The sequence below is a fragment of the Mesorhizobium sp. M8A.F.Ca.ET.208.01.1.1 genome (assembly GCF_004791315.1).
Taxonomy (GTDB): Bacteria; Pseudomonadota; Alphaproteobacteria; order Rhizobiales; family Rhizobiaceae; genus Mesorhizobium.
The window spans coordinates 218,854-237,263 of the sequence record NZ_SRUT01000007.1 but is presented as its reverse complement, the minus strand read 5'-3'; the positions used below and the strand labels follow the sequence as shown (position 1 = coordinate 237,263).

16 protein-coding genes, 1 tRNA gene and 1 riboswitch are annotated in these 18,410 nt (G+C 62.2%); of the genes, 13 read left to right on the top strand and 4 right to left on the bottom strand.

Annotated features, from left to right (window positions below):
• Positions 1-122 precede the first annotated feature (122 nt).
• From EN851_RS26915 to EN851_RS26890, 5 genes are all read left to right on the top strand, one after another.
• Positions 123-1,106 (top strand): glycosyltransferase family 2 protein, encoded by a 984-nt coding sequence (locus tag EN851_RS26915; RefSeq protein WP_135930344.1) that lies wholly within the window; start codon positions 123-125, stop codon positions 1,104-1,106.
• Positions 1,099-1,800 (top strand): class I SAM-dependent methyltransferase, encoded by a 702-nt coding sequence (locus EN851_RS26910; RefSeq protein ID WP_135930343.1) that lies wholly within the window; start codon positions 1,099-1,101, stop codon positions 1,798-1,800. Before EN851_RS26915 ends, EN851_RS26910 begins: the two co-directional genes overlap by 8 nt.
• Positions 1,801-2,031: 231 nt before the next feature.
• The gene (locus EN851_RS26900) at positions 2,032-3,522 is read left to right on the top strand and encodes a hypothetical protein (RefSeq protein WP_135930342.1); all 1,491 of its coding nucleotides are present in this window, start codon (positions 2,032-2,034) and stop codon (positions 3,520-3,522) included.
• A gap of 211 nt (positions 3,523-3,733) precedes the next feature.
• The gene (locus EN851_RS26895) at positions 3,734-5,644 is read left to right on the top strand and encodes an acyltransferase family protein (protein WP_135916883.1); all 1,911 of its coding nucleotides are present in this window, start codon (positions 3,734-3,736) and stop codon (positions 5,642-5,644) included.
• Between the two features lie 74 nt (positions 5,645-5,718).
• Positions 5,719-5,792, top strand: a tRNA-Gly gene (locus EN851_RS26890).
• Positions 5,793-5,993: 201 nt separating this feature from the next.
• On the opposite strand, the gene EN851_RS37365 is transcribed toward EN851_RS26890, so the two are convergent.
• A complete protein-coding gene (locus tag EN851_RS37365; RefSeq protein ID WP_245511999.1) occupies positions 5,994-6,476 on the bottom strand; it encodes a Stf0 family sulfotransferase in 483 nt (160 codons plus the stop codon).
• 3 nt (positions 6,477-6,479) lie between these two features.
• On the opposite strand from EN851_RS37365, the gene EN851_RS37360 reads away from it, so the two are divergent.
• Both EN851_RS37360 and EN851_RS36490 read left to right on the top strand, forming a co-directional pair.
• Complete coding sequence (locus tag EN851_RS37360; protein ID WP_245512003.1) at positions 6,480-6,812, top strand: hypothetical protein; 333 nt, start codon at positions 6,480-6,482, stop codon at positions 6,810-6,812.
• A gap of 282 nt (positions 6,813-7,094) precedes the next feature.
• The gene (locus EN851_RS36490; protein WP_189343536.1) at positions 7,095-7,358 is read left to right on the top strand and encodes a hypothetical protein; all 264 of its coding nucleotides are present in this window, start codon (positions 7,095-7,097) and stop codon (positions 7,356-7,358) included.
• Between the two features lie 86 nt (positions 7,359-7,444).
• Here the strand turns inward: EN851_RS36490 and EN851_RS26875 are convergent, their stop codons facing one another.
• Positions 7,445-8,434: a LysR family transcriptional regulator gene (locus EN851_RS26875; RefSeq protein ID WP_015319281.1), complete on the bottom strand. Its 990-nt coding sequence runs from the start codon at positions 8,432-8,434 to the stop codon at positions 7,445-7,447.
• Positions 8,435-8,726: 292 nt separating this feature from the next.
• Between EN851_RS26875 and chvE the strand changes: the two genes are divergently transcribed.
• The 4 genes from chvE to araD1 all read left to right on the top strand — a co-directional run bounded on the left by chvE (position 8,727) and on the right by araD1 (position 13,974).
• A complete protein-coding gene (chvE, locus tag EN851_RS26870; protein ID WP_127275620.1) occupies positions 8,727-9,797 on the top strand; it encodes a multiple monosaccharide ABC transporter substrate-binding protein in 1,071 nt (356 codons plus the stop codon).
• A 165-nt stretch (positions 9,798-9,962) separates the two neighbouring features.
• Positions 9,963-11,495: a multiple monosaccharide ABC transporter ATP-binding protein gene (gene mmsA, locus EN851_RS26865; protein ID WP_127275619.1), complete on the top strand. Its 1,533-nt coding sequence runs from the start codon at positions 9,963-9,965 to the stop codon at positions 11,493-11,495.
• Positions 11,492-12,778: a multiple monosaccharide ABC transporter permease gene (gene mmsB, locus EN851_RS26860; protein WP_127870780.1), complete on the top strand. Its 1,287-nt coding sequence runs from the start codon at positions 11,492-11,494 to the stop codon at positions 12,776-12,778. The genes mmsA and mmsB overlap by 4 nt, the downstream gene beginning before the upstream one ends.
• A 203-nt stretch (positions 12,779-12,981) precedes the next feature.
• Positions 12,982-13,974, top strand: coding sequence for an AraD1 family protein (gene araD1, locus EN851_RS26855; RefSeq protein ID WP_127275617.1), 993 nt, complete (start codon positions 12,982-12,984; stop codon positions 13,972-13,974).
• A gap of 51 nt (positions 13,975-14,025) precedes the next feature.
• Here the strand turns inward: araD1 and EN851_RS26850 are convergent, their stop codons facing one another.
• A complete protein-coding gene (locus EN851_RS26850; protein WP_135930341.1) occupies positions 14,026-15,120 on the bottom strand; it encodes a 2'-deoxycytidine 5'-triphosphate deaminase in 1,095 nt (364 codons plus the stop codon).
• 140 nt (positions 15,121-15,260) lie between these two features.
• A riboswitch (SAM riboswitch) is annotated at positions 15,261-15,338 on the top strand.
• Positions 15,339-15,394: 56 nt separating this feature from the next.
• On the opposite strand from EN851_RS26850, the gene EN851_RS26845 reads away from it, so the two are divergent.
• Positions 15,395-16,585 carry an O-succinylhomoserine sulfhydrylase gene (locus tag EN851_RS26845; protein WP_127275615.1) on the top strand — a complete coding sequence of 397 codons (1,191 nt, stop codon included), beginning with the start codon at positions 15,395-15,397 and terminating at the stop codon, positions 16,583-16,585.
• 27 nt (positions 16,586-16,612) lie between these two features.
• Here EN851_RS26845 and EN851_RS26840 read toward each other — a convergent pair whose 3' ends face one another.
• Positions 16,613-17,764: a ceramide glucosyltransferase gene (locus EN851_RS26840; RefSeq protein WP_135930340.1), complete on the bottom strand. Its 1,152-nt coding sequence runs from the start codon at positions 17,762-17,764 to the stop codon at positions 16,613-16,615.
• A 220-nt stretch (positions 17,765-17,984) separates the two neighbouring features.
• On the opposite strand from EN851_RS26840, the gene apaG reads away from it, so the two are divergent.
• The gene (gene apaG, locus EN851_RS26835; protein WP_027146773.1) at positions 17,985-18,377 is read left to right on the top strand and encodes a Co2+/Mg2+ efflux protein ApaG; all 393 of its coding nucleotides are present in this window, start codon (positions 17,985-17,987) and stop codon (positions 18,375-18,377) included.
• The last annotated feature ends 33 nt before the right edge of the window (positions 18,378-18,410 follow it).

The window sequence follows — 18,410 nt, the reverse complement described above, 5'->3', positions numbered from 1 at the left end:
CAGCCAGTGGCCACGCCGGCTCCTGACTTATCTGTTTTCTAACCAATTGCTGCTATTGTCATCTCCACAGTGGGAGCCAGGCTTTGGCGGGAACGGGAAAAATCGGCGCGCACCGCGCACCCATGTTGTCGGTCGTCGTGCCTTGCTACAATGAACGCGCCGGCGTGGCCGAGCTTCATCGACGCGTCGGCGCGGTATGCCTCGAGCAAAGCCTCTCCTACGAGATCGTGCTCGTCATCGACGGGGCGACCGACGGCACCCGCGAGGCCATTTTCGAGCTGGCCGAACAGGACGACCATGTGGTCGCCATCGATCTTGCACGCAACTACGGCCACCAGATCGCCTTGAGCGCCGGGCTTGAATTCTGCCGCGGCCAGCGCATTCTCATTCTCGACGCCGATCTCCAGGATCCGCCCGAACTGCTGGGGGCGATGATGGCGAAGATGGATGAAGGCTTCGACGTCGTCTACGGCCAAAGGGTGAAACGGGACGGCGAGAGCTGGTTCAAGCTGGCCTCCGCCTCGATGTTCTACCGTCTGCTCGGCAGGATGGTCGATGTCGAGATCGCACCGGACTCCGGAGATTTCAGGTTGATGAGCCGCCGTGCGCTCGACCATCTGATTGCAATGCCCGAACGCTACAGGTTCATTCGCGGCATGGTGAGCTGGATCGGGCTGAAGCAGGTCGCCTTCCCTTATGAACGGCACCGGCGCTTTGCCGGCACCACCCACTATCCGCTGAAGAAAATGGTTCTTCTGGCGATCGACGCAATGACCAGCTTTTCGATCGTGCCTTTGCGCTTTGCCTCGCTGCTGGGGATGATGTTCGGCCTGCTCGGCCTGGTCGTGCTCAGCTATACGCTGTTCGAATGGTCTCGCGGCAATGTGCTGCCCGGCTGGACGAGCCTTGCCGCGATCATGCTTATACTAGGAAGCGTACAGCTTCTGGTGCTGGGCATCTTCGGCGAGTATCTCGGCCGCATGTACATGGAAACGAAGCGGCGGCCGCTCTATTTCGTCAACGGGATCGTTTCGCGCAGCGAGCCAGCCCAGGGTCTGCCCGCGCATCGTCTGCAGGAGATGGCGAAGAGAGCCGCCCGTGCTTGAGGCCGAATTCGACCAGTTTGCGCGCGAGTACCAAGAGCAGCACGCCGCGAGCATAAGGCTTAGTGGCGAGACGCCGGACTTCTTCGCGAAATACAAGATCGACGACGTCGCGGCGACACTGAGACGGGCCGGTGTGAAACCCAGGCGCATCCTCGACTTCGGTGCCGGCGTCGGCAATTCGCTCGGCCATATGCGCGCAGCGTTTCCCGACAGCGAGATCGTCCTGCTCGATCCTTCGCGGAAATCGCTGGACGTCGCCAGCAAGCGCTTCCCCGGCCAGGCCTCGTTCACGCATTTCGACGGCCAGACAATCCCCTTCGCCGACCATAGCTTCGACCTTGCCTTCGCGGCTTGCGTTTTCCATCACATCCCCGAAAACCTTCAGATCGGATTGTTCGCCGAGATCGGCAGGGTGCTGGCCAATGGCGGCAGTTTCTTTGTCTTCGAGCACAATCCGTGGAATCCCTTGACCACCCACGCGGTAAGGAATTGCGCCTTCGACGAGAACGCGGTCCTGATAAGCTCGCCGGAGATGCGCAGGCGAATGGCCGCGGCGGGTCTTTCCGGCACTCGGATCGTCTATCGGATTTTCTTTCCCAGACCGCTTGCAAGGCTGCGGCCGTTCGAGCGTTTCCTGACCAAGATACCTGTTGGAGCCCAATATTTTGCGCATGTGGTCAAGCCGCTCGTTTGACTGTCCGGGGATGCTGTTATCCGACGCCGTCGGCCTGTTGAGCACGACGCTGGGATATGCGGTCATTCCAGCCGGGCTGGAGCTCTCATCGAAAACCGTTTGTCCATCTGGCGGGAAACCGGCTGTTCGCCGCCGTTTTTCATTCCGGCTAAGCCCGTTTCGTTCTCCGCCGGCGGCGCGGATGCCCCGATCGGTTGACAAGAATAGAGGCAAAATGGCCCGGAGCGCGACATGAACCAGGCTGAGGCAATCGTTCCGACCACGTCGCGGCTCGAGGATGCACAGCGCATCAGGCTGATATTCTGCCTGTTTGCCGCCTCCATTGCAGCTGCTGGATTGGCCCCATTCGCGGGCGCGACCCTCAAGGACCCCGACAGCTGGTGGCACGTGAAAGTCGGGCTGGATTTCCTGGCAAACCGGGCATTTCCAACGGTCGATCCCTATTCCTACACTTTTGCCGGGCATCCGTGGATCGCAAAGGAATGGCTGGGGCAGGTCTTTCTGAGCCTTGCCTACCGTAGCGGCGGATGGACTGGTGTCGCCACGCTGATCATCGCCGCGATAGGGCTGACAGTCTCCGTGACGGCATGGTTCCTCAGCGCGTGGCTGAAGCCGGTACTGGCGGTAGCGCTGACGTTCATCCTGGCCATCCTGATCGCACCTGTCTATACGGCGCGTCCCCACGTCTTCACCTTGCCGATCATCGTCACGTGGACGGCGGTGTTGTTTCGTGCATCGGCGGAGGAGAAGGCCCCGCCGTGGTGGCTCCTCGCGCTGGTTGTGCTCTGGGCCAACCTGCACGCTACCTTCACCTTGAGCTTCGTCATCGCCGCCTTCGCCGGTCTCGATCTCGTGGCGCGCACCGGCCTGTCGAAACCCGCTCTTTTGACGAAGTGGGTTGCGTTTGGCCTGCTCTGTCCGCTGGTCAGCCTGATCCATCCCTATGGTGTGCAAGCCATTCTGGCCACGTTCACCGTCGCCCATGGCAATGAAGCAGTACCGCTGATCCTGGAGTGGCGGCCGTTCAATGTCCAGGAACAGGATCTGCAGGAAGCCGCTATACTAGTGGCGCTTTTCGGGCTTATAACGTCACGGCTGCGGATCGGCTGGGCCAAGGCGTTGTTCGTCGTCTTCACCTTGCATGTCTACCTGTCGCACCAGCGCTTCGTCTATCTGTTCTTCCTGCTTGTTCCTGTGGTGGTGGCGGTCGAAGTCGCGCGCCAGTACCCCTCTTTGTCAGCCGGCGCCTGGCTGAGCGAAAAGCGTGACGTACTGGAAAAGTTCTTCGCCCGCCGGTTCCATCTGCTCTGCGGCGCGACGGCCGTGTTGCTGGTCGGCGCGGTCCTTGCGCTCAACAACGCCTACCAAGTCGCAGCGAGCCCGAAGACATCGGCCAGCGGCGCCCTTGCGTTCGCCAGCGCTCACCACCTGTCCGGCAACGTGATGAACTCCTACAATTTCGGCGGCACGCTGATTTTCCACGGCATCAAGACCTATATCGACGGCAGGACGGACCAACTGTTCCAGGACGGGTTCACGAAAACGGATGAGGCGACGGGTCAAACCGGCGGCAAACCGCTGCTCGAGGCCCAGTTGAAGAAATACGCCATCGGCTGGGCACTGCTTACAGCCGATGACACCCGCATCCCCTTCTTCGATGAACTGGGCTGGAAGCGGGCCTATGCCGACGACTACGCCGTGATCTACCTGCCCGGCGCCTGATTCATCCCGTTCCGGCAAATCGGCGTCGCCAGCGTTCGAAGCCTGGCATTCGTCTTGACATGTATGTTGCAGTGCAGCAAAGTTGTGCTGCAGAGCACATTCCGTGGGACCCACGAGCCACGATTTTTCGCACGACCGGGGATTGCCGTATGAGGAGCATTTCAGGCTCCGCCGCACGACCATCGCCGGCCACGGCATACGGACCGGTCGAATGAATTACAGGCGTGATATCGATGGCCTGCGGGCCGTTGCGGTGCTGCCCGTCGTGCTCTTCCATTTCGGCGTGTCCGCCATTCCCGGTGGCTTCACCGGCGTCGACATCTTCTTCGTCATATCGGGCTATCTGATCAGCGGCAGCCTGCTCGATGATCTCGAGCGCGGCCAATTCTCGATCGGACGCTTCTACTGGCGTCGCGCACGGCGCATCCTGCCGGCGCTGACCTTCGTCATCCTGCTTGCAAGCATTGCGGCCTGGTTCATCCTGCTGCCGTCGGACCTGCACGAATTCAGCCTCAGCGTGATCGCGGCCTCGACCTTCTGGTCGAACATCTATTTCTGGAAGACGACGAACTATTTTTCGATCGACGCCGAATTGCGGCCGCTGCTGCACACATGGTCGCTTTCGGTCGAGGAGCAGTATTACATCTTCGCGCCGATCCTTGTGTATCTGATCTACCGGTATGCCTCGAAGCGCTGGCTGACGATCCTTCTGCCGATCGCCATCGGCAGTTTTGCCCTGGCGGTCATGGCGACCACGCTGGCGCCGACCGCTGGCTTCTACCTCCTGCCGACACGGATCTGGGAACTGGCGCTGGGCGCCATGCTGATGCTGAAAAGGCCGCCGCCACTAGCCAGCCGGCCGGCAACTGAACTGGTCGGCCTGGCCGGCTTTGCCCTGCTTGCATTCGGCTTCCTGACGATTTCGGAGAGCGATCCGTTTCCTGGCTACAACGCCCTGTTTCCCTGCATCGGAACCGCCCTGCTCATCTATGCGGGCCAGAATCACCCCGACCGGCCCGTGCCTGTCGCCACGCGCGTGCTTCAATTCTCTCCGATGGTCTGGGTCGGCCTCATCTCCTATTCGCTCTACCTTGTTCACTGGCCGATCAATTCCTTCGTCCACTATCTCTCGCTGAAAGCCATCTCGGTGCCGACGATCGTCGCGATGACGGTGGCGAGCTTCGCCCTGGCGACCTTCTCGTGGAAATATGTCGAGCAGCCTTTCCGGCGGAAGCGACCCTTTACCGCCCCGCTGCCGATCTTCGCCTTTTCGGCGACGGCGATTGTCCTGCTGTGCGTCGGCGGTCTGGCCGGCGTGCTCGGCAACGGCTTTCCGCAGCGGTTCCCTGATTTCTCGACGCAACGCATCCTGGTGGGTGACTGGCGCAACGGCGTCTGCTTCAACGAAGGCGGGAATCGGATCGAGGATTGGAACCTTGCCGACTGCACGCGCACGCACGGCTTTCCCACCAATGTGCTGTTGTGGGGCGATTCCTTCGCGGCTCACTATGTTTCGGGCCTGGAGGCCAACGCGCAGAAAATCGAGGCCAACGTCATCCAATATACCTATGCCGGCTGCCCACCCAACCTGTCCTATTTTTCCTATGCCCGGCCGGCCTGCACCCGCTTCAACGAACGGGCGCTGTCGATCATCCGCGATGCCAATATCCAGGCGGTGATCCTGAGCGGACGATGGACGGATTACCAGGCAAGGGGCTTCGACGGATTGCAAACGACGATCGACCGGCTGCGCGACATGGGTGTCAAGGTCTATGTCATCGGCCAGTCTCCGGAGTTCATCGCCGACGTCCAGAAGATCGCTTTCTTTGCAAAACACGAGGGCGCCGTGAACACATCCTGGCCGATGGCCATGGATCCCGACATCAACAAGCAGGTGCAGCCCTTCGCCAAAGGCGCGACCTTCATCGATCCGCTTACCTATCTGTGCGACGCCACCGGCTGTTCCTATGCGGATGCCACCAGCAAGCAGTTTCTCTATTTCGACTATGGCCATTTCTCTTCCGCCGGCGCGACGCTGGCTATCTCGAAATACTGGCCGAGCTTCGCCGCCGGCGGCGAAGTCGCAAAGGTCAGGGAGCAGGCGCCGACCGTCACCAGGTGAGTTGGCGAAGCCCGCGTCGTGACACCGCTTTGCGATTGCCCGAAGCCATGCCGTCATGATAACGAGGCTGCAGCGCGGGTATGATGTAATGGTAGCCTGTCAGCTTCCCAAGCTGAACGCGCGGGTTCGATTCCCGCTACCCGCTCCAGCCTGAAACCGAAAAGTCGGTTGCTGATCCGGCCCACGCAGGAACCTGTCCACCCGAGCCGATTCAGCATTTCACGGAATCGCTGACCCGCTCTAACTCTTTGTTTTCACGCAATTCCCAAGGGGAAGCGCTACGCGCTTCTCCCGGGAAAACCGCTATGCACTTTTCCTGGAATTGCCCTTGGCGAGACTAAAGAGGCATTCAGGCCTGGCCGGTTCGCATCTGCTTCTTGAGGAGGAACCGGGCGAGGTTGCTGATATTCCGCGGTGCCACCTTCCTGGGCAGATGCGCCAGTAGGTCTTCCGATTTGACGTCGTTGCGGAACCGCTCGGCCCAATCTTCGGTGAGGTCGTCCCGCTGCAGGCGCAAATTCGTCTCGAACTCTCCGTCCGGCATTTCCATCGACAATTGCCGAGCCACCGACGCGACGTACGGACGAGGATCGTCCAACAGATCCTCATAGAAAAAGTGATCGTAATGCAGATCGGCCAGCCGCAGATATGCCTCCCAGAAGGCATAGCTCTGCTCGATCAGAAAATAGGCCTGGCAGATGCCGGCGAAGTCGTATTGCGGAACCAGGTCCGCGCCGTCCATCGTGCTTCTCCAATGGCCTGACGCCTTCGCCCGGCAATAGGAAATCGCCTGGCGAAGACGGTCCCGCCGCTCCAGCAGGACCAAACCCATGGCATGGCGCCGGCCGCATTCCGCCAGGAAGTCGGCTCCATATTTGGCCTGCGACCAGTGAAGGTGCCGTGGAAACAGCTTGACGGCGAACGTGCCGTTCGCGGTCCCGCCGCGATCGATCACGGCGGACAGCAGGTCATCGAAGGATTTCGGCTTGCACCCGAGATTGGTCGTGTCGAGCCACTCGGCGGAGTTGCCGAACAATCCCGTGCTGTTTGTGAGACTGCCAAGCCATTCGGAACCGCTACGGGCTTCGGTAAGTATCGCCACGCCTTTCATGCGTGCGGATTGCCCGCGGCCTGTCCGACCTCGATTGCAGAAAGCCGTTCTTCCTGATCGCCCCTCGACATGTCAAAGCTCCGCTTAAACAGCGCCTCAACGAACAAAGGCTCATATGGTTCCGTAGATTCGACCTCACGCCAAGGCAAAATGCAGGCCATACACGTTACACTGGTCGATCAACGCCGTACGCGCAAAGGCCGGCCACGTTGTGGTGGTCGGCCTTTGCGTCAACCGCAGAAGCGATTACAGCCAGACGCGCTCGCGCCAGCAGCGGACGCGGCGGCGGCCGTGGCGCCAGTAGCTGCGGCAAACCCGTCTCCAGCCGCGGCGGCGTCCATGGCGGCGACGCCAGTAGTCATCGTGGTAATCGTGGCCATGGTGGCCGCTGCGATGGGAGACCTGCTCCAGCGCGACTTCGTCGTCCCCTTCGAAGACAGCCGGATCTGGCTTGTCCAGCTCATCAAGAATTCCGGTGCCCTGGGGAATACCGGCAACCGCGCGGCCGGGTCCGGCCACGCTTGCAAATGCCACTGCCCCCGCAACGCCAAGCATTCCAGTAAGAAACTTCCGACGTTCCATAAAAACCTCTCGAGTTGTTGACCATCGACACCTCGTTCCCTCGCCCGAAACAGGCTCCAGCGCGCATGCCGATCGCTTCTGAACGCGCGGTGTCGGTTCTCGTTCCGTCACCCTACTTCGCGCAGGATGAAATCATGCAGCATCTTGGCCGCCGGCGAGAGCACGCGATTCCGGACCGTGATCAGGCTGTAGGGCCTGACCTCGATGTCGAACTCGGTCTGGACGACATCGATGGCGCCGGCAAGCCCGTCCGGATTCTGGATGAACTTCGCCACCTGCACCGAGACCGGTGCGATGGCATCGGATTGTGCAACCATGACCAGCGTGAGCAGCAGCGAGCTGGTGTTCAAGATCCGGTCCGGCAGCGCGATGTTGCGGTTCAGGAAATTGCTTTCCATCGCCTGGCGCAAGGGCGAACCGCCCGATTGGAAGACCCAGTCATAGGCGGCGGTGTCTTCCAGCCTGACCACATTGCCCCCGGCGAGCGGGTGGCCGCGGCGCACGATCAGGCAGGCTTTCTCGACGCCGATCACACGGGATTCGAACAGCCGCGGATTGAGGTCGTCGGGAATGCGGGCGATGATGAAGTCGTGGCGCGAGGCGATCAGCTCGCGGGCGAGCACGTTCGACGTCTCGACCTGCATGGTGATCTCGATGCGCGGGTAGATGCGGCGGATCTCGCGAATCGCCGGTACGGCCAATTCGATCGCCGGCGCGGTCACGGCACCGAGGAACACCGAGCCGCCCTTGCCGGCCTTGAGCTCGGCAATCTCGCGGTCGGCTTCGCGCATCTCGAGCAGGATCGACCGGGCCCGCCTGGCGAGCGCCTGGCCGTAGGGGGTAAGGGTCACGCCGCGCGGCAGCCGTTCGCACAGCTTTACGTCAAGCACCGCCTCCATCTCGGCGATCATGCGCGAGGCGGCCGGCTGGGAGATGTTCATGACCTGGGCCGCCGCGCTCACCCGTCCGTGATCGTCGAGGGCGGCGATCATGCGCATGTGGCGCAAGCTCAAGCCACTGCGCAGGAGTGTCTCCCCATCTCCCGGGAGCTTCTCGTAACTTACTGGAATAGCATCGGGATCGCGCAATGCCGCCATGATCTTCCAGCCTTTCCGCCGGTTTCTTTCCGCATGCTAGATCATACCGGTTTCGGTATAGCAACCACCAAAGATCGCATTTGACAGTTATGGCAAAGGGACCCACCCTTCGCGCGCTCCGAGATGCAAGGGTCGGTAACGAACAAAATCGTATCGATTGAAACTGTGTCGCGGAGCCGATTGGGAGGATACCGGAGATCGATAAAGCCGACAGCGGCGCCTTTGCGCTCCTGTCTGGCTGCGCGGCCCGCGAAGCCCCGAGGTGTCGCGTCCATCAACCAGGGAGAGTAACGTGAAAATCATCAAGACGCTGGCCGCCGTCGCGGCCCTTGGCATCGCTGCCATGAGCTATCAGGCGCACGCGGCCGACAAGGGTCTTGTCGGCGTGCTGATGCCGACCAAGACCTCGCAGCGCTGGATCAATGACGGCGACGCCGTCAAATCCCAGCTCGAGGCGCTCGGCTACACTGTCGACCTGCAGTATGCGCAGGACGACATCCCCAACCAGCTCAGCCAGCTGGAAAACGAAATCACCAAGGGCCCGAAGGCGCTGATCATCGCCTCGATCGACGGCACCACCCTGTCGGATGCGCTGCAGAAGGCGAACGACGCAGGCGTCGTCGTGGTCGCCTATGACCGCCTGATCAAGAAGACCGCCAATGTCGACTACTACACCACTTTCGACAATTTCGGCGTCGGCGTGATCCAGGCGAATTCGCTGGTCAAGGGCCTCAAGGAGCGCTTCCCGAACACCAAGCCGTGGAACGTCGAACTGTTCGGCGGCTCGCCCGACGACAACAACGCCTTCTTCTTCTACAACGGTGCTATCTCCGTCCTGCAGCCGTTGATTGACGACGGCTCGATCAAGATCAAGTCCGGCCAGACCGGCATGGACAAGGTCGGCACGCTGCGCTGGCTCGCCGCCACCGCCCAGGCTCGCATGGACAACCTCCTGTCGGCCAACTACTCGGACGGCAGCCGCGTCGACGGCGTCCTGTCGCCCTATGACGGCCTGTCGCGCGGCATCACCGCCTCGCTGCGCGCCGTCGGCTACGGCACGGACGCACAGCCCTGGCCGATCGTGACCGGTCAGGATGCCGAGACCGCCTCGGTCAAGCTGATCATCTCGGGCGAGCAGTACTCGACCGTGTTCAAGGACACCCGCGAACTGGCCAAGGCCACTGTGCAGCTGGTCGACAAGGTGCTCTCGGGCGGCAAGCCGGAAGGCCTCGATGAAAAGACCTACAACAACGACGTCAAGGTGGTTCCCTCGATCCTGCTGACGCCGCATGAGGTCGACAAGTCGAACTACCAGGCGATGGTCGTCGATTCCGGCTACATCAAGGCCGAAGACCTGAAGTAATCCCGGTTATAAAATCAGGGGTCCTGCGCAACGCAGGGCCCCTTTTCGTTCACAAGCGACCCCGGTATTGTTTCTGCCGGCCTAGAGCAATTCCAGGAAAAGTGCGCGGCGGTTTTCCGTCAGGAATTGCGTAAAAACAAGAAAGTCTAGGAGGAGCTTGCCCTGATGACCTCGACGATTTTGGAGATGCGCGACATCACCAAGACGTTCCCCGGCGTGAAGGCGCTGTCGAACGTCAACCTCAGCGTGGAGGAAGGTGAGATCCACGCCGTTGTCGGCGAGAACGGCGCCGGCAAGTCGACGCTGATGAAGGTGCTGTCGGGCGTCTATCCCTCCGGCACCTATGACGGCCAGATCATTTTTCAGGGCCAGGAATGCCAATTCAAGGGCATCCATGACAGCGAACACAAGGGCATCGTCATCATCCACCAGGAGCTTGCGCTGGTGCCGATGCTGTCGATCGCCGAAAACATCTTCCTCGGCAACGAGCACGCCAGATACGGCGTCATCGACTGGAACGCCAACGAGGCGCGCACCAGCGCCCTGTTGAAGAAGGTGGGCCTCAAGGAGGACCCAAAGACCCTGATCACCAATATCGGCGTCGGCAAGCAGCAGTTGGTCGAGATCGCCAAGGCGCTGAGCAAGGAAGTCAAGCTGCTGATCCTCGACGAGCCGACCGCATCGCTCAGCGAAAAGGACAGCCAGGCGCTGCTCGACCTGCTGCTCGAATTCAAGCGGCAAGGCATGACCTCGATCCTGATCTCGCACAAGCTCAACGAGGTGAACCGGGTCGCCGACAAGGTTACCGTGATCCGCGACGGGCGTACCATCGAGACGCTGGCCAAGAAGGATATTTCGGAGGACCGCATCATCACCTCCATGGTCGGCCGCTCGCTCGACGACCGCTATCCGCCGCGCGAGCCTGACATCGGCGAGGTCGTGTTCGAAGTGAAGAACTGGTCGGTCTATCACCCGATCCATGCCGAGCGGCAGGTGATCAAGGGCATCGACCTCAACGTGCGCAAGGGCGAGGTGGTCGGCATTGCCGGGCTGATGGGCGCCGGCCGCACCGAATTCGCCATGAGCCTGTTCGGCCGCTCCTATGGGCGCCGCATCACCGGCGAAGTGCTGCTCAAGGGCAAGGCGGTCGACGTCTCCTCGGTGAGCAAGGCGGTCCAACACGGGATCGCCTATGTGACCGAGGACCGCAAGACCTACGGTCTCAACCTCATCGATCATATCAAGCACAACATAACGCTGGCCAATCTGGGCGGCGTCTCGCGCCACAGTGTGATCGACGACATGCGCGAGCTCGCCGTTGCCAACGACTATCGAAAGAAGACCAACATCCGTGCATCGAGCGTCTATCAGATGACCGGCAATCTTTCGGGCGGCAACCAGCAGAAGGTGGTGTTGTCGAAATGGCTGTTCGCCGACCCGGAAGTTCTGATCCTCGACGAGCCGACGCGCGGCATCGATGTCGGCGCCAAGTACGAAATCTACACGATCATCGCGCGCCTCGCCGCTGAAGGTAAGGCGATCCTGGTCATCTCGTCGGAAATGCCGGAATTGCTCGGCATCACCGACCGAATCTATGTCATGAACGAAGGGCGCATCGTGGGCGAAATGCCCGCGGCGGACGCGAGCCAGGAAAAAATAATGCGGGCCATCGTTCGTGGAGAAGGAAAAGCAGCATGAGCACCGACAGCGCCCCCGCCCCGCAAGGCAACATCGCCGAAGAACAGCGTCCACGCATCGCCGTCTCGGCGCTGACGACGAACCTGCGCGAATATGGTCTGATTATCGCGCTGATCGTCATCATGCTGTTCTTCCAGTTCACCACGTCGGGAACGCTGTTCAAGCCGGTCAACCTCAGCAACCTGGTGCAGCAGAACTCGTTCATCATCGTGATGGCGCTGGGCATGCTGCTGGTCATCGTTTCGGGCTACATCGACCTCAGCGTCGGGTCGGTCGCCGGTTTCATCGGCGCGCTGGCGGCGAACATGATGGTCATCTGGCAGCTCGGACCGCTCAGCAATCCGCTGGTGGTCTCGATCGTCTGCCTGATCGTGGGCGGCCTGATCGGCGCGGCGCAAGGCTATTGGATCGCCTACCACCGGATACCGAGCTTCATCGTGACGCTGGCGGGCATGCTGATCTTCCGCGGCATCTGCCAGGCGCTGCTGGGCGGCGGCTCCTCGGTGGGTCCGCTTCCGGACGGCTTCAAGGCACTCAGCTCCGGCTTCATCCCTGATGTGATCGGCCCGCTGACGCTGGTTGCGCCGACGGTGAACGCGGCCGGCAAGACCATTTTGGGCAGCGGCCTGACGCTGCACATGACGACGGTCGTGCTGGGGCTGATCGCCGTGCTGGCCTATGCCTATTTCGGGGTGAGGACACGGCGCAAGCGCGAGCGCCACGGCTATGAGGCCGAGCCCTTCCCCCTGTTCGTCATCAAGACGCTGGTTGCCAGCGCGCTGGCGCTGTTCCTGGTCTATGAATTCGCCAGCTACAGGGGCCTGCCGGTGGTGCTGCTCGTCATGGGCGTGCTGATCTCGCTGTTCGTCTTCGTTACCAAGCGCATGACCATCGGCCGCCGCATCTACGCGATGGGCGGCAACCCCAAGGCAGCACAATTATCCGGCATCAACACCGAGCGGCTGACGCTTCTGGTGTTCATCAATATGGGCGTGCTGTCGGCGCTCGGCGGCCTGATCATCGCCGCGCGTCTCGGCCAGGCCGTGCCGGCCGCGGGCCTCGGCAGCGAGCTCGACGTGATCGCGGCCGTCTTCATCGGCGGCGCCTCGGCGATGGGCGGCGTCGGCCAGGTGATCGGCGCGGTGGTCGGCGGCTTCATCATGGGCGTGATGAACAACGGCATGTCGATCATGGGCGTCAACGTCGACTGGCAGCAGGTAGTCAAGGGACTGGTGTTGCTCGGAGCCGTCATCTTCGACGTCTACAACAAGAACAAGGCTTAAGGGCTGGAGGCAAGGACTAGGAGGCATACGGGTTCTAGATCGCGAAGCTGCCGGCAGCCCGTCGGCACCAAGAAGTCCGGGGAAGGACCAGGCTCGCGAACGCAATCCGGACGAAGCGTTTCAACCGTGGCGCGTTTCCGCGCCGCGCCGGTCAGGATTTTGCCGATGGCAGCCGGACACGGAAAAATGAGAGAGGACTGATCATGCTGATCTCGCAGATTCTCGACGACGCCGAGACGATCCGTGTCGTTGCCCGCAGCGGCGGGAAGACCCGGATCATCAACGGCGCGCGCAGCGTCTATTCGCTGGCGATGGAGGCCGCCCGCACCGGTGTCGGCCTGGCCGCTCTGATCGAACGCAAGGGACTTGGCGAGACGGTCGATCTCGACGCCGCCTACAAGAGAGGACGGCTCCTGTCGCCGATCAATCACCCCGACCCGGCGCATCTGCATTTGACCGGCACGGGGCTGACGCATCTCGGGTCGGCCGCGACGCGCGATTCCATGCACAAGAAGCTCAGCACCGACGGCGAGGAGCAGCTCACCGATTCGATGAAGATGTTCCGCATGGGGCTGGAAGGCGGCAAACCCGCCAAAGGCCAGGTCGGCGTACAGCCGGAATGGTTCTACAAGGGCAACGGCACCATGGCGGTCGCGCCTGGCGCGGCGCTGATGTCGCCGGCCTTTGCCAAGGATGCCGGCGAAGAACCCGAGGTCGCCGGGATCTATGTCATCGGCGACGATGGCGCGCCGTTCCGCGTCGGCTTCACGCTGTCGAACGAATTCTCGGACCATGTGACCGAGCGCGTGAACTATCTCTTCCTCGCCCACTCCAAGCTGCGCAATGCCTCGTTCGGGCCGGAAATCCTGATCGGAGACCTGCCTTCGGACATCCGCGGCACGTCGCGCATCCTGCGAGACGGCAAGACATTGTGGGAGAAGCCGTTCCTGTCGGGCGAAACGAACATGTCGCACACCATCGCCAATCTCGAACACCACCACTTCAAATATTCGGCCTTCCGCCAGCCGGGCGACGTGCATGTGCATATGTTCGGCACCGCGACGCTATCCTTCGCCGACGGCATCAACACGGAAGCAGGCGACGTGTTCGAGATCGAGGCAGGGGATTTCGGCCTGCCGCTGCGCAACCCGCTGGAAATCGAAAAGCCGGTGAAGGTGGCGGTGAAGGCGCTGTAAAAGCCACGGGGGCGTCATCCCCCTCTCGTGGGGAGATCGGCAGCTTCGACCTTAGCGCACCGCGCGGAAATGCTTTGAGAGCTTGAGGCCTTGCGCCTGGTAGTTCGAGCCCAGGTCGGTGCCGTAAAGCGCCCGCGGCCGCTTCAGCATGTGCTCGTAGACCAGCCGGCCGACGATCTGGCCATGGTCGAGGATGAACGGGACTTCGTGGCTGCGCACTTCGAGCACCGCCCGGCTGCCGGTGCCGCCGGACGCCGAATGGCCGAACCCCGGATCGAAAAAGCCGGCATAGTGGACACGGAACTCGCCGACCAGCGGATCGAAGGGCGTCATCTCGGCGGCGTAGAGCGGCGGCACATGCACCGCCTCCTGGCTGACGAGGATGTAGAACTCGTCGGGATCGAGCACCAGTTCGCCGGCGCCGCTCTTGTGGATCGGCTCCCAGAAATCGACGACGTCCTGTGCGGCACGCTTGTCGACATCGACGAGGCCGGTGTGGTGCTTGCCGCGATAGCCGACCAGCCCATCCTTGTCGCCATTGAGATCGATCGACAGCGCGATGCCGCCGCCGGAAATGTTCGGCGGATCGGTGGCGACCAGCATTTCGGCGTTGTGCAATTCATGCAGTTCGGCTTCCGATAGCAGTGCGTTGCCTGTACGGAAGCGGATCTGCGACAGGCGCGAACCGGTGCGCACGACGATCGGAAAAGTGCGCGGACTGACCTCGAGATAGAGCGGGCCGTGATAGCCGGCGGCGATCTTGTCGAACTCGTGGCCGCGATCGGTCATGACGCGGGTGAAGATGTCGAGCCGCCCGGTCGAGCTCTTCGGATTGGCCGAAGCCGAAATGCCAGCCGGCAGGGCCAGACTTTCGAGCAGCGGCACGATATAGACGCAGCCGGTTTCGAGAACCGCGCCTTCGGTCAGATTAATCTCGTGGAGTTGCAGCCGGTCGAGCTTTTCCGAGACCTTGTGATTGGGACCGGGCAGGAACGAGGCGCGCACCCGCCAGGCCCTTTCGCCCAATCTGAGATCAAGGCTCGCCGGCTGGATCTGGTCGGCATCGAGCGCGCGCGGCGACTTCAGCGCGCCGGACCTGAACAGCGCCGAAATGTCCTGATCGGGAAGAATGCCTGTCTGCCGCAAAGTCTGGCTCCGCCCAAGACTGGTCTCTTTTGGTGCAGGTTCTTGCCGCAAAACCACTGGGCACTTTTGCGGAACCTGCCTTGGTACAAACCTCTTAATGAAGCCGGCAATTGACGCAAGCGTGGCGCGGGTCTAAAGGGTCGTTATCCCGTGGTGATTTGGCCGGTCGGCTTGCAGCCACGTTAAACAAGTCGCTAAAGGACCGTCGGGCCGCAAGGCCGTATGGACCGGTTGCGACTTTCGCGGCCGGTTTTTTTGTGTCTGGAACAAAGCGATGAGCACCAAGAAGCGCAACTGGAAACCTCAGACGGCACTCGTGCATGGCGGAACCCTGCGTTCCCAATTCGGCGAAACCGCCGAGGCGATGTACCTGACCCAGGGCTATGTCTATAAAACCGCCCAGGCGGCGGAAGCCCGCTTCAAGGGCGAAGAGCCTGGCTTCATCTATTCGCGTTACGCCAACCCGACCGTCGACATGTTCGAAAAGCGCATGTGCGCTCTCGAAGGCGCCGAGGACGCGCGCGCCACGGCGTCGGGCATGGCGGCGGTGACCGCGGCCCTTCTGTGCAGCGTCAAGGCCGGCGATCATATCATTGCGGCGCGCGCGCTGTTCGGCTCCTGTCGCTGGGTGGTCGAGACGCTGGCGCCGCGCTATGGCATCGAGGCGACCTTGGTCGACGGCACCGATATCGCCAATTGGGAAAAGGCGGTCAGGCCGAACACCAAGCTGTTCTTCCTGGAAAGCCCGACCAATCCGACGCTGGAAGTCGTCGACATATCAGCCGTCGCCTCGCTTGCCAATTCGATCGGCGCGCGGCTTGTCGTCGACAACGTCTTCGCCACGCCGCTGCAGCAGAAGCCGTTGCAGCTTGGTGCGCACATCGTCGTCTACTCGGCCACCAAGCATATTGACGGCCAGGGCCGTTGCCTCGGCGGCGTCATCCTGTCGGACAAGAAGTGGATCGACGAAAATCTGCACGACTATTTCCGCCACACCGGCCCCAGCCTGTCGCCGTTCAATGCCTGGACCTTGCTGAAGGGGCTCGAGACGCTGCCGCTGCGCGTGCGCCAGCAGACGGAAAGCGCCGGCAGGATCGCCGACTTCCTGGCCGAGCAGCCGCAGATCGCCCGCGTCATCTATCCCGGCCGCGCCGACCATCCGCAGGCCGCCATCGTCAAGAAGCAGATGTCGGGCGGCTCGACGCTGATCTGCCTCGACGTCAAGGGCGGCAAGCCGGCGGCCTTCGCGCTGCAGAACGCCCTCGACATCGTGCTGATCTCGAACAATCTCGGCGATGCCAAGAGCCTGATCACCCATCCGGCGACGACGACGCACAAGAACCTGAGCGACGAGGCCCGCGCCGAACTCGGCATCGGGCCAGGGACGCTCAGGCTGTCGGTCGGCCTGGAGGACGCCGACGACCTGCTGGAAGACATCGCGCAGGCGCTGAAGGCCGCCAAATAGGCTGTTTGGGAGCGTCGGTCGCGGCGATCAGGCGCGCGACGGCGTCTCCTCCAGTTCGGCCGCCTTGGTGCGGATGGTCATTGCGTTGCCGCGCCAGTCGACGGCGCCGCCGAGCCAGCCGCGCGCCCAGAGGGTTGGGAGCATCACGTCCCGCGCAATCATGGCCGCGACCATGCGCGGCGACAGGTACCAGCCCTTGGACAAGGCCAGTGCGCACTCCGGAAGGTAGAAGGCCGCCAACACGGCAATCGCGGTTGCCCAGAGGCTGATGCCGGCGCTCGCCGCAGCAACCAGGGCAAGCGCGAGAGGCACCGCCGCGCCGGTCAGGATTTCGGGCGCGAAGAACAGCGGGAAGGTGACGCGGCGCAGGCGCGCCCAGCGGGCCTGGCGCGACCAGATCTCGCCAAGCGTGCGCTGGCCGAGCGGCTGCTCGAAGGGCGCGGCAACGAGATTGACGCGCAAGCCGAGGCCGTTCACCAGCTTGGTGGCGGCAGCGTCCTCGGCGATCTCGGCGGCCAGCGCCCGAATGCCGCCATTGGCATCCAGCATCGGCTTGTTCCACAGCATGCTCTTGCCCTGGGCAAAGCCGAGGCCGAGCGCCTCGCCGGCATACTGCCAGCGGGCCTGCAATGTGTTGAGGAAGGCGCATTCGACATCGGCCCAGAAACCCTCGGGCCGCGAGCCGATCGGCGTCGAGCAGACAAGGCCGGTGTCGGGCCGCCATGCCGCCATCATGTGCTCGACATAGTCCCTCGGCATCAGGACGTTGGAATCTGCAAGGATGACCCAGTTGTGGCGTGCCGCTTCCCAACCCTTGACGCAATTGTTGAGCTTTGGATTGGCGCTGACGCGGTCGTCACCGATCAGCAGCCGGGCCGGCACCTTGGGAAACCGGGCAATCGCCCTGTTTATCAGTTTGACCACCGGATCGTCGGTATGGGCGACGCAGAAGATCAGTTCGTAGCGTGGCCAGTCGAGGGCGAAGGCGCGTTCCAGCGTCTCATGCGTGAACGGCTCGACGCCCCGCGACGGGACGACGATCGAGACCGGTTGCGGCTTGCCGGCTGGCGGGGCGATCGTGTTGCGCCGTTTCAGCTGTGAAGCGGCGAGCGAAATGCTGGCGGCGTTTGAAAGGATGAGTGCGGTCGAAAGCGAGGCGGCTATGAAGGTGAGTTCCATCGAGATCTGGTCACTCCGGAAAGGCGGCCGGCATCGTGGCCGTTTTCAACAGTTCGACAGAGCGCCGAGTCGCCCGGTTCGTGCACACCACCATTGTCGTGTGTCACTTAAATGACATTCTTTGCCGGCACCTGCGGTTCAAGGTCAGCCGCGACAAGACGCGCACGTTGACCTGCTCACCGGGAGCGCTGAAAGTCATCGGGTTGTTTTGGAGCCGCTCATGTACCGCGCCGTGACGCGCAACATCGAAGTGCAGGTCAGGCCGTTCTATCTCGAGGACCGTTCGGATCCCTCGGAGAACCGCTATGTCTGGGGCTATCAGATAACGATCGACAACCAGTCGGACGAGTTCGTGCAGTTGTTGTCGCGCTATTGGCACATCACCGATGGCGCCGGCCGGGTCGAGGAAGTGCGCGGGCCGGGCGTTGTCGGCGACCAGCCGGAACTCAATCCCGGCGACAGCTATCAATACACGTCCGGCTGCCCGCTCTCGACACCGTCCGGGATCATGGTCGGACGCTACACGATGCGCAACAAGCGCGGCGAGACCTTCGACATCGCCATCCCCGCCTTCTCGCTCGATCTGCCGGGGACAAGGCGCACGGTGAATTAGCGTCTTTTCTCCCGTCACTATACGGGGGAGTTG

Excerpts from the sequence above, each read along its gene's own strand:
- araD1 (WP_127275617.1), top strand. The coding sequence starts at position 12,982 with ATGCTGATCTCGCAGATTCTCGACGACGCCGAGACGATCCGTGTCGTT.
- EN851_RS37360 (WP_245512003.1), top strand. The coding sequence starts at position 6,480 with ATGGCGCCGGCCGCATTCCGCCAGGAAGTCGGCTCCATATTTGGCCTG.
- EN851_RS26915 (WP_135930344.1), top strand. The coding sequence starts at position 123 with ATGTTGTCGGTCGTCGTGCCTTGCTACAATGAACGCGCCGGCGTGGCC.
- mmsA (WP_127275619.1), top strand. The coding sequence starts at position 9,963 with ATGACCTCGACGATTTTGGAGATGCGCGACATCACCAAGACGTTCCCC.
- EN851_RS26840 (WP_135930340.1), bottom strand. The coding sequence starts at position 17,764 with ATGGAACTCACCTTCATAGCCGCCTCGCTTTCGACCGCACTCATCCTT.
- EN851_RS37365 (WP_245511999.1), bottom strand. The coding sequence starts at position 6,476 with ATGGGTTTGGTCCTGCTGGAGCGGCGGGACCGTCTTCGCCAGGCGATT.
- EN851_RS36490 (WP_189343536.1), top strand. The coding sequence starts at position 7,095 with ATGGCGGCGACGCCAGTAGTCATCGTGGTAATCGTGGCCATGGTGGCC.
- apaG (WP_027146773.1), top strand. The coding sequence starts at position 17,985 with ATGTACCGCGCCGTGACGCGCAACATCGAAGTGCAGGTCAGGCCGTTC.
- EN851_RS26845 (WP_127275615.1), top strand. The coding sequence starts at position 15,395 with ATGAGCACCAAGAAGCGCAACTGGAAACCTCAGACGGCACTCGTGCAT.
- EN851_RS26895 (WP_135916883.1), top strand. The coding sequence starts at position 3,734 with ATGAATTACAGGCGTGATATCGATGGCCTGCGGGCCGTTGCGGTGCTG.
- EN851_RS26900 (WP_135930342.1), top strand. The coding sequence starts at position 2,032 with ATGAACCAGGCTGAGGCAATCGTTCCGACCACGTCGCGGCTCGAGGAT.
- EN851_RS26875 (WP_015319281.1), bottom strand. The coding sequence starts at position 8,434 with ATGGCGGCATTGCGCGATCCCGATGCTATTCCAGTAAGTTACGAGAAG.
- mmsB (WP_127870780.1), top strand. The coding sequence starts at position 11,492 with ATGAGCACCGACAGCGCCCCCGCCCCGCAAGGCAACATCGCCGAAGAA.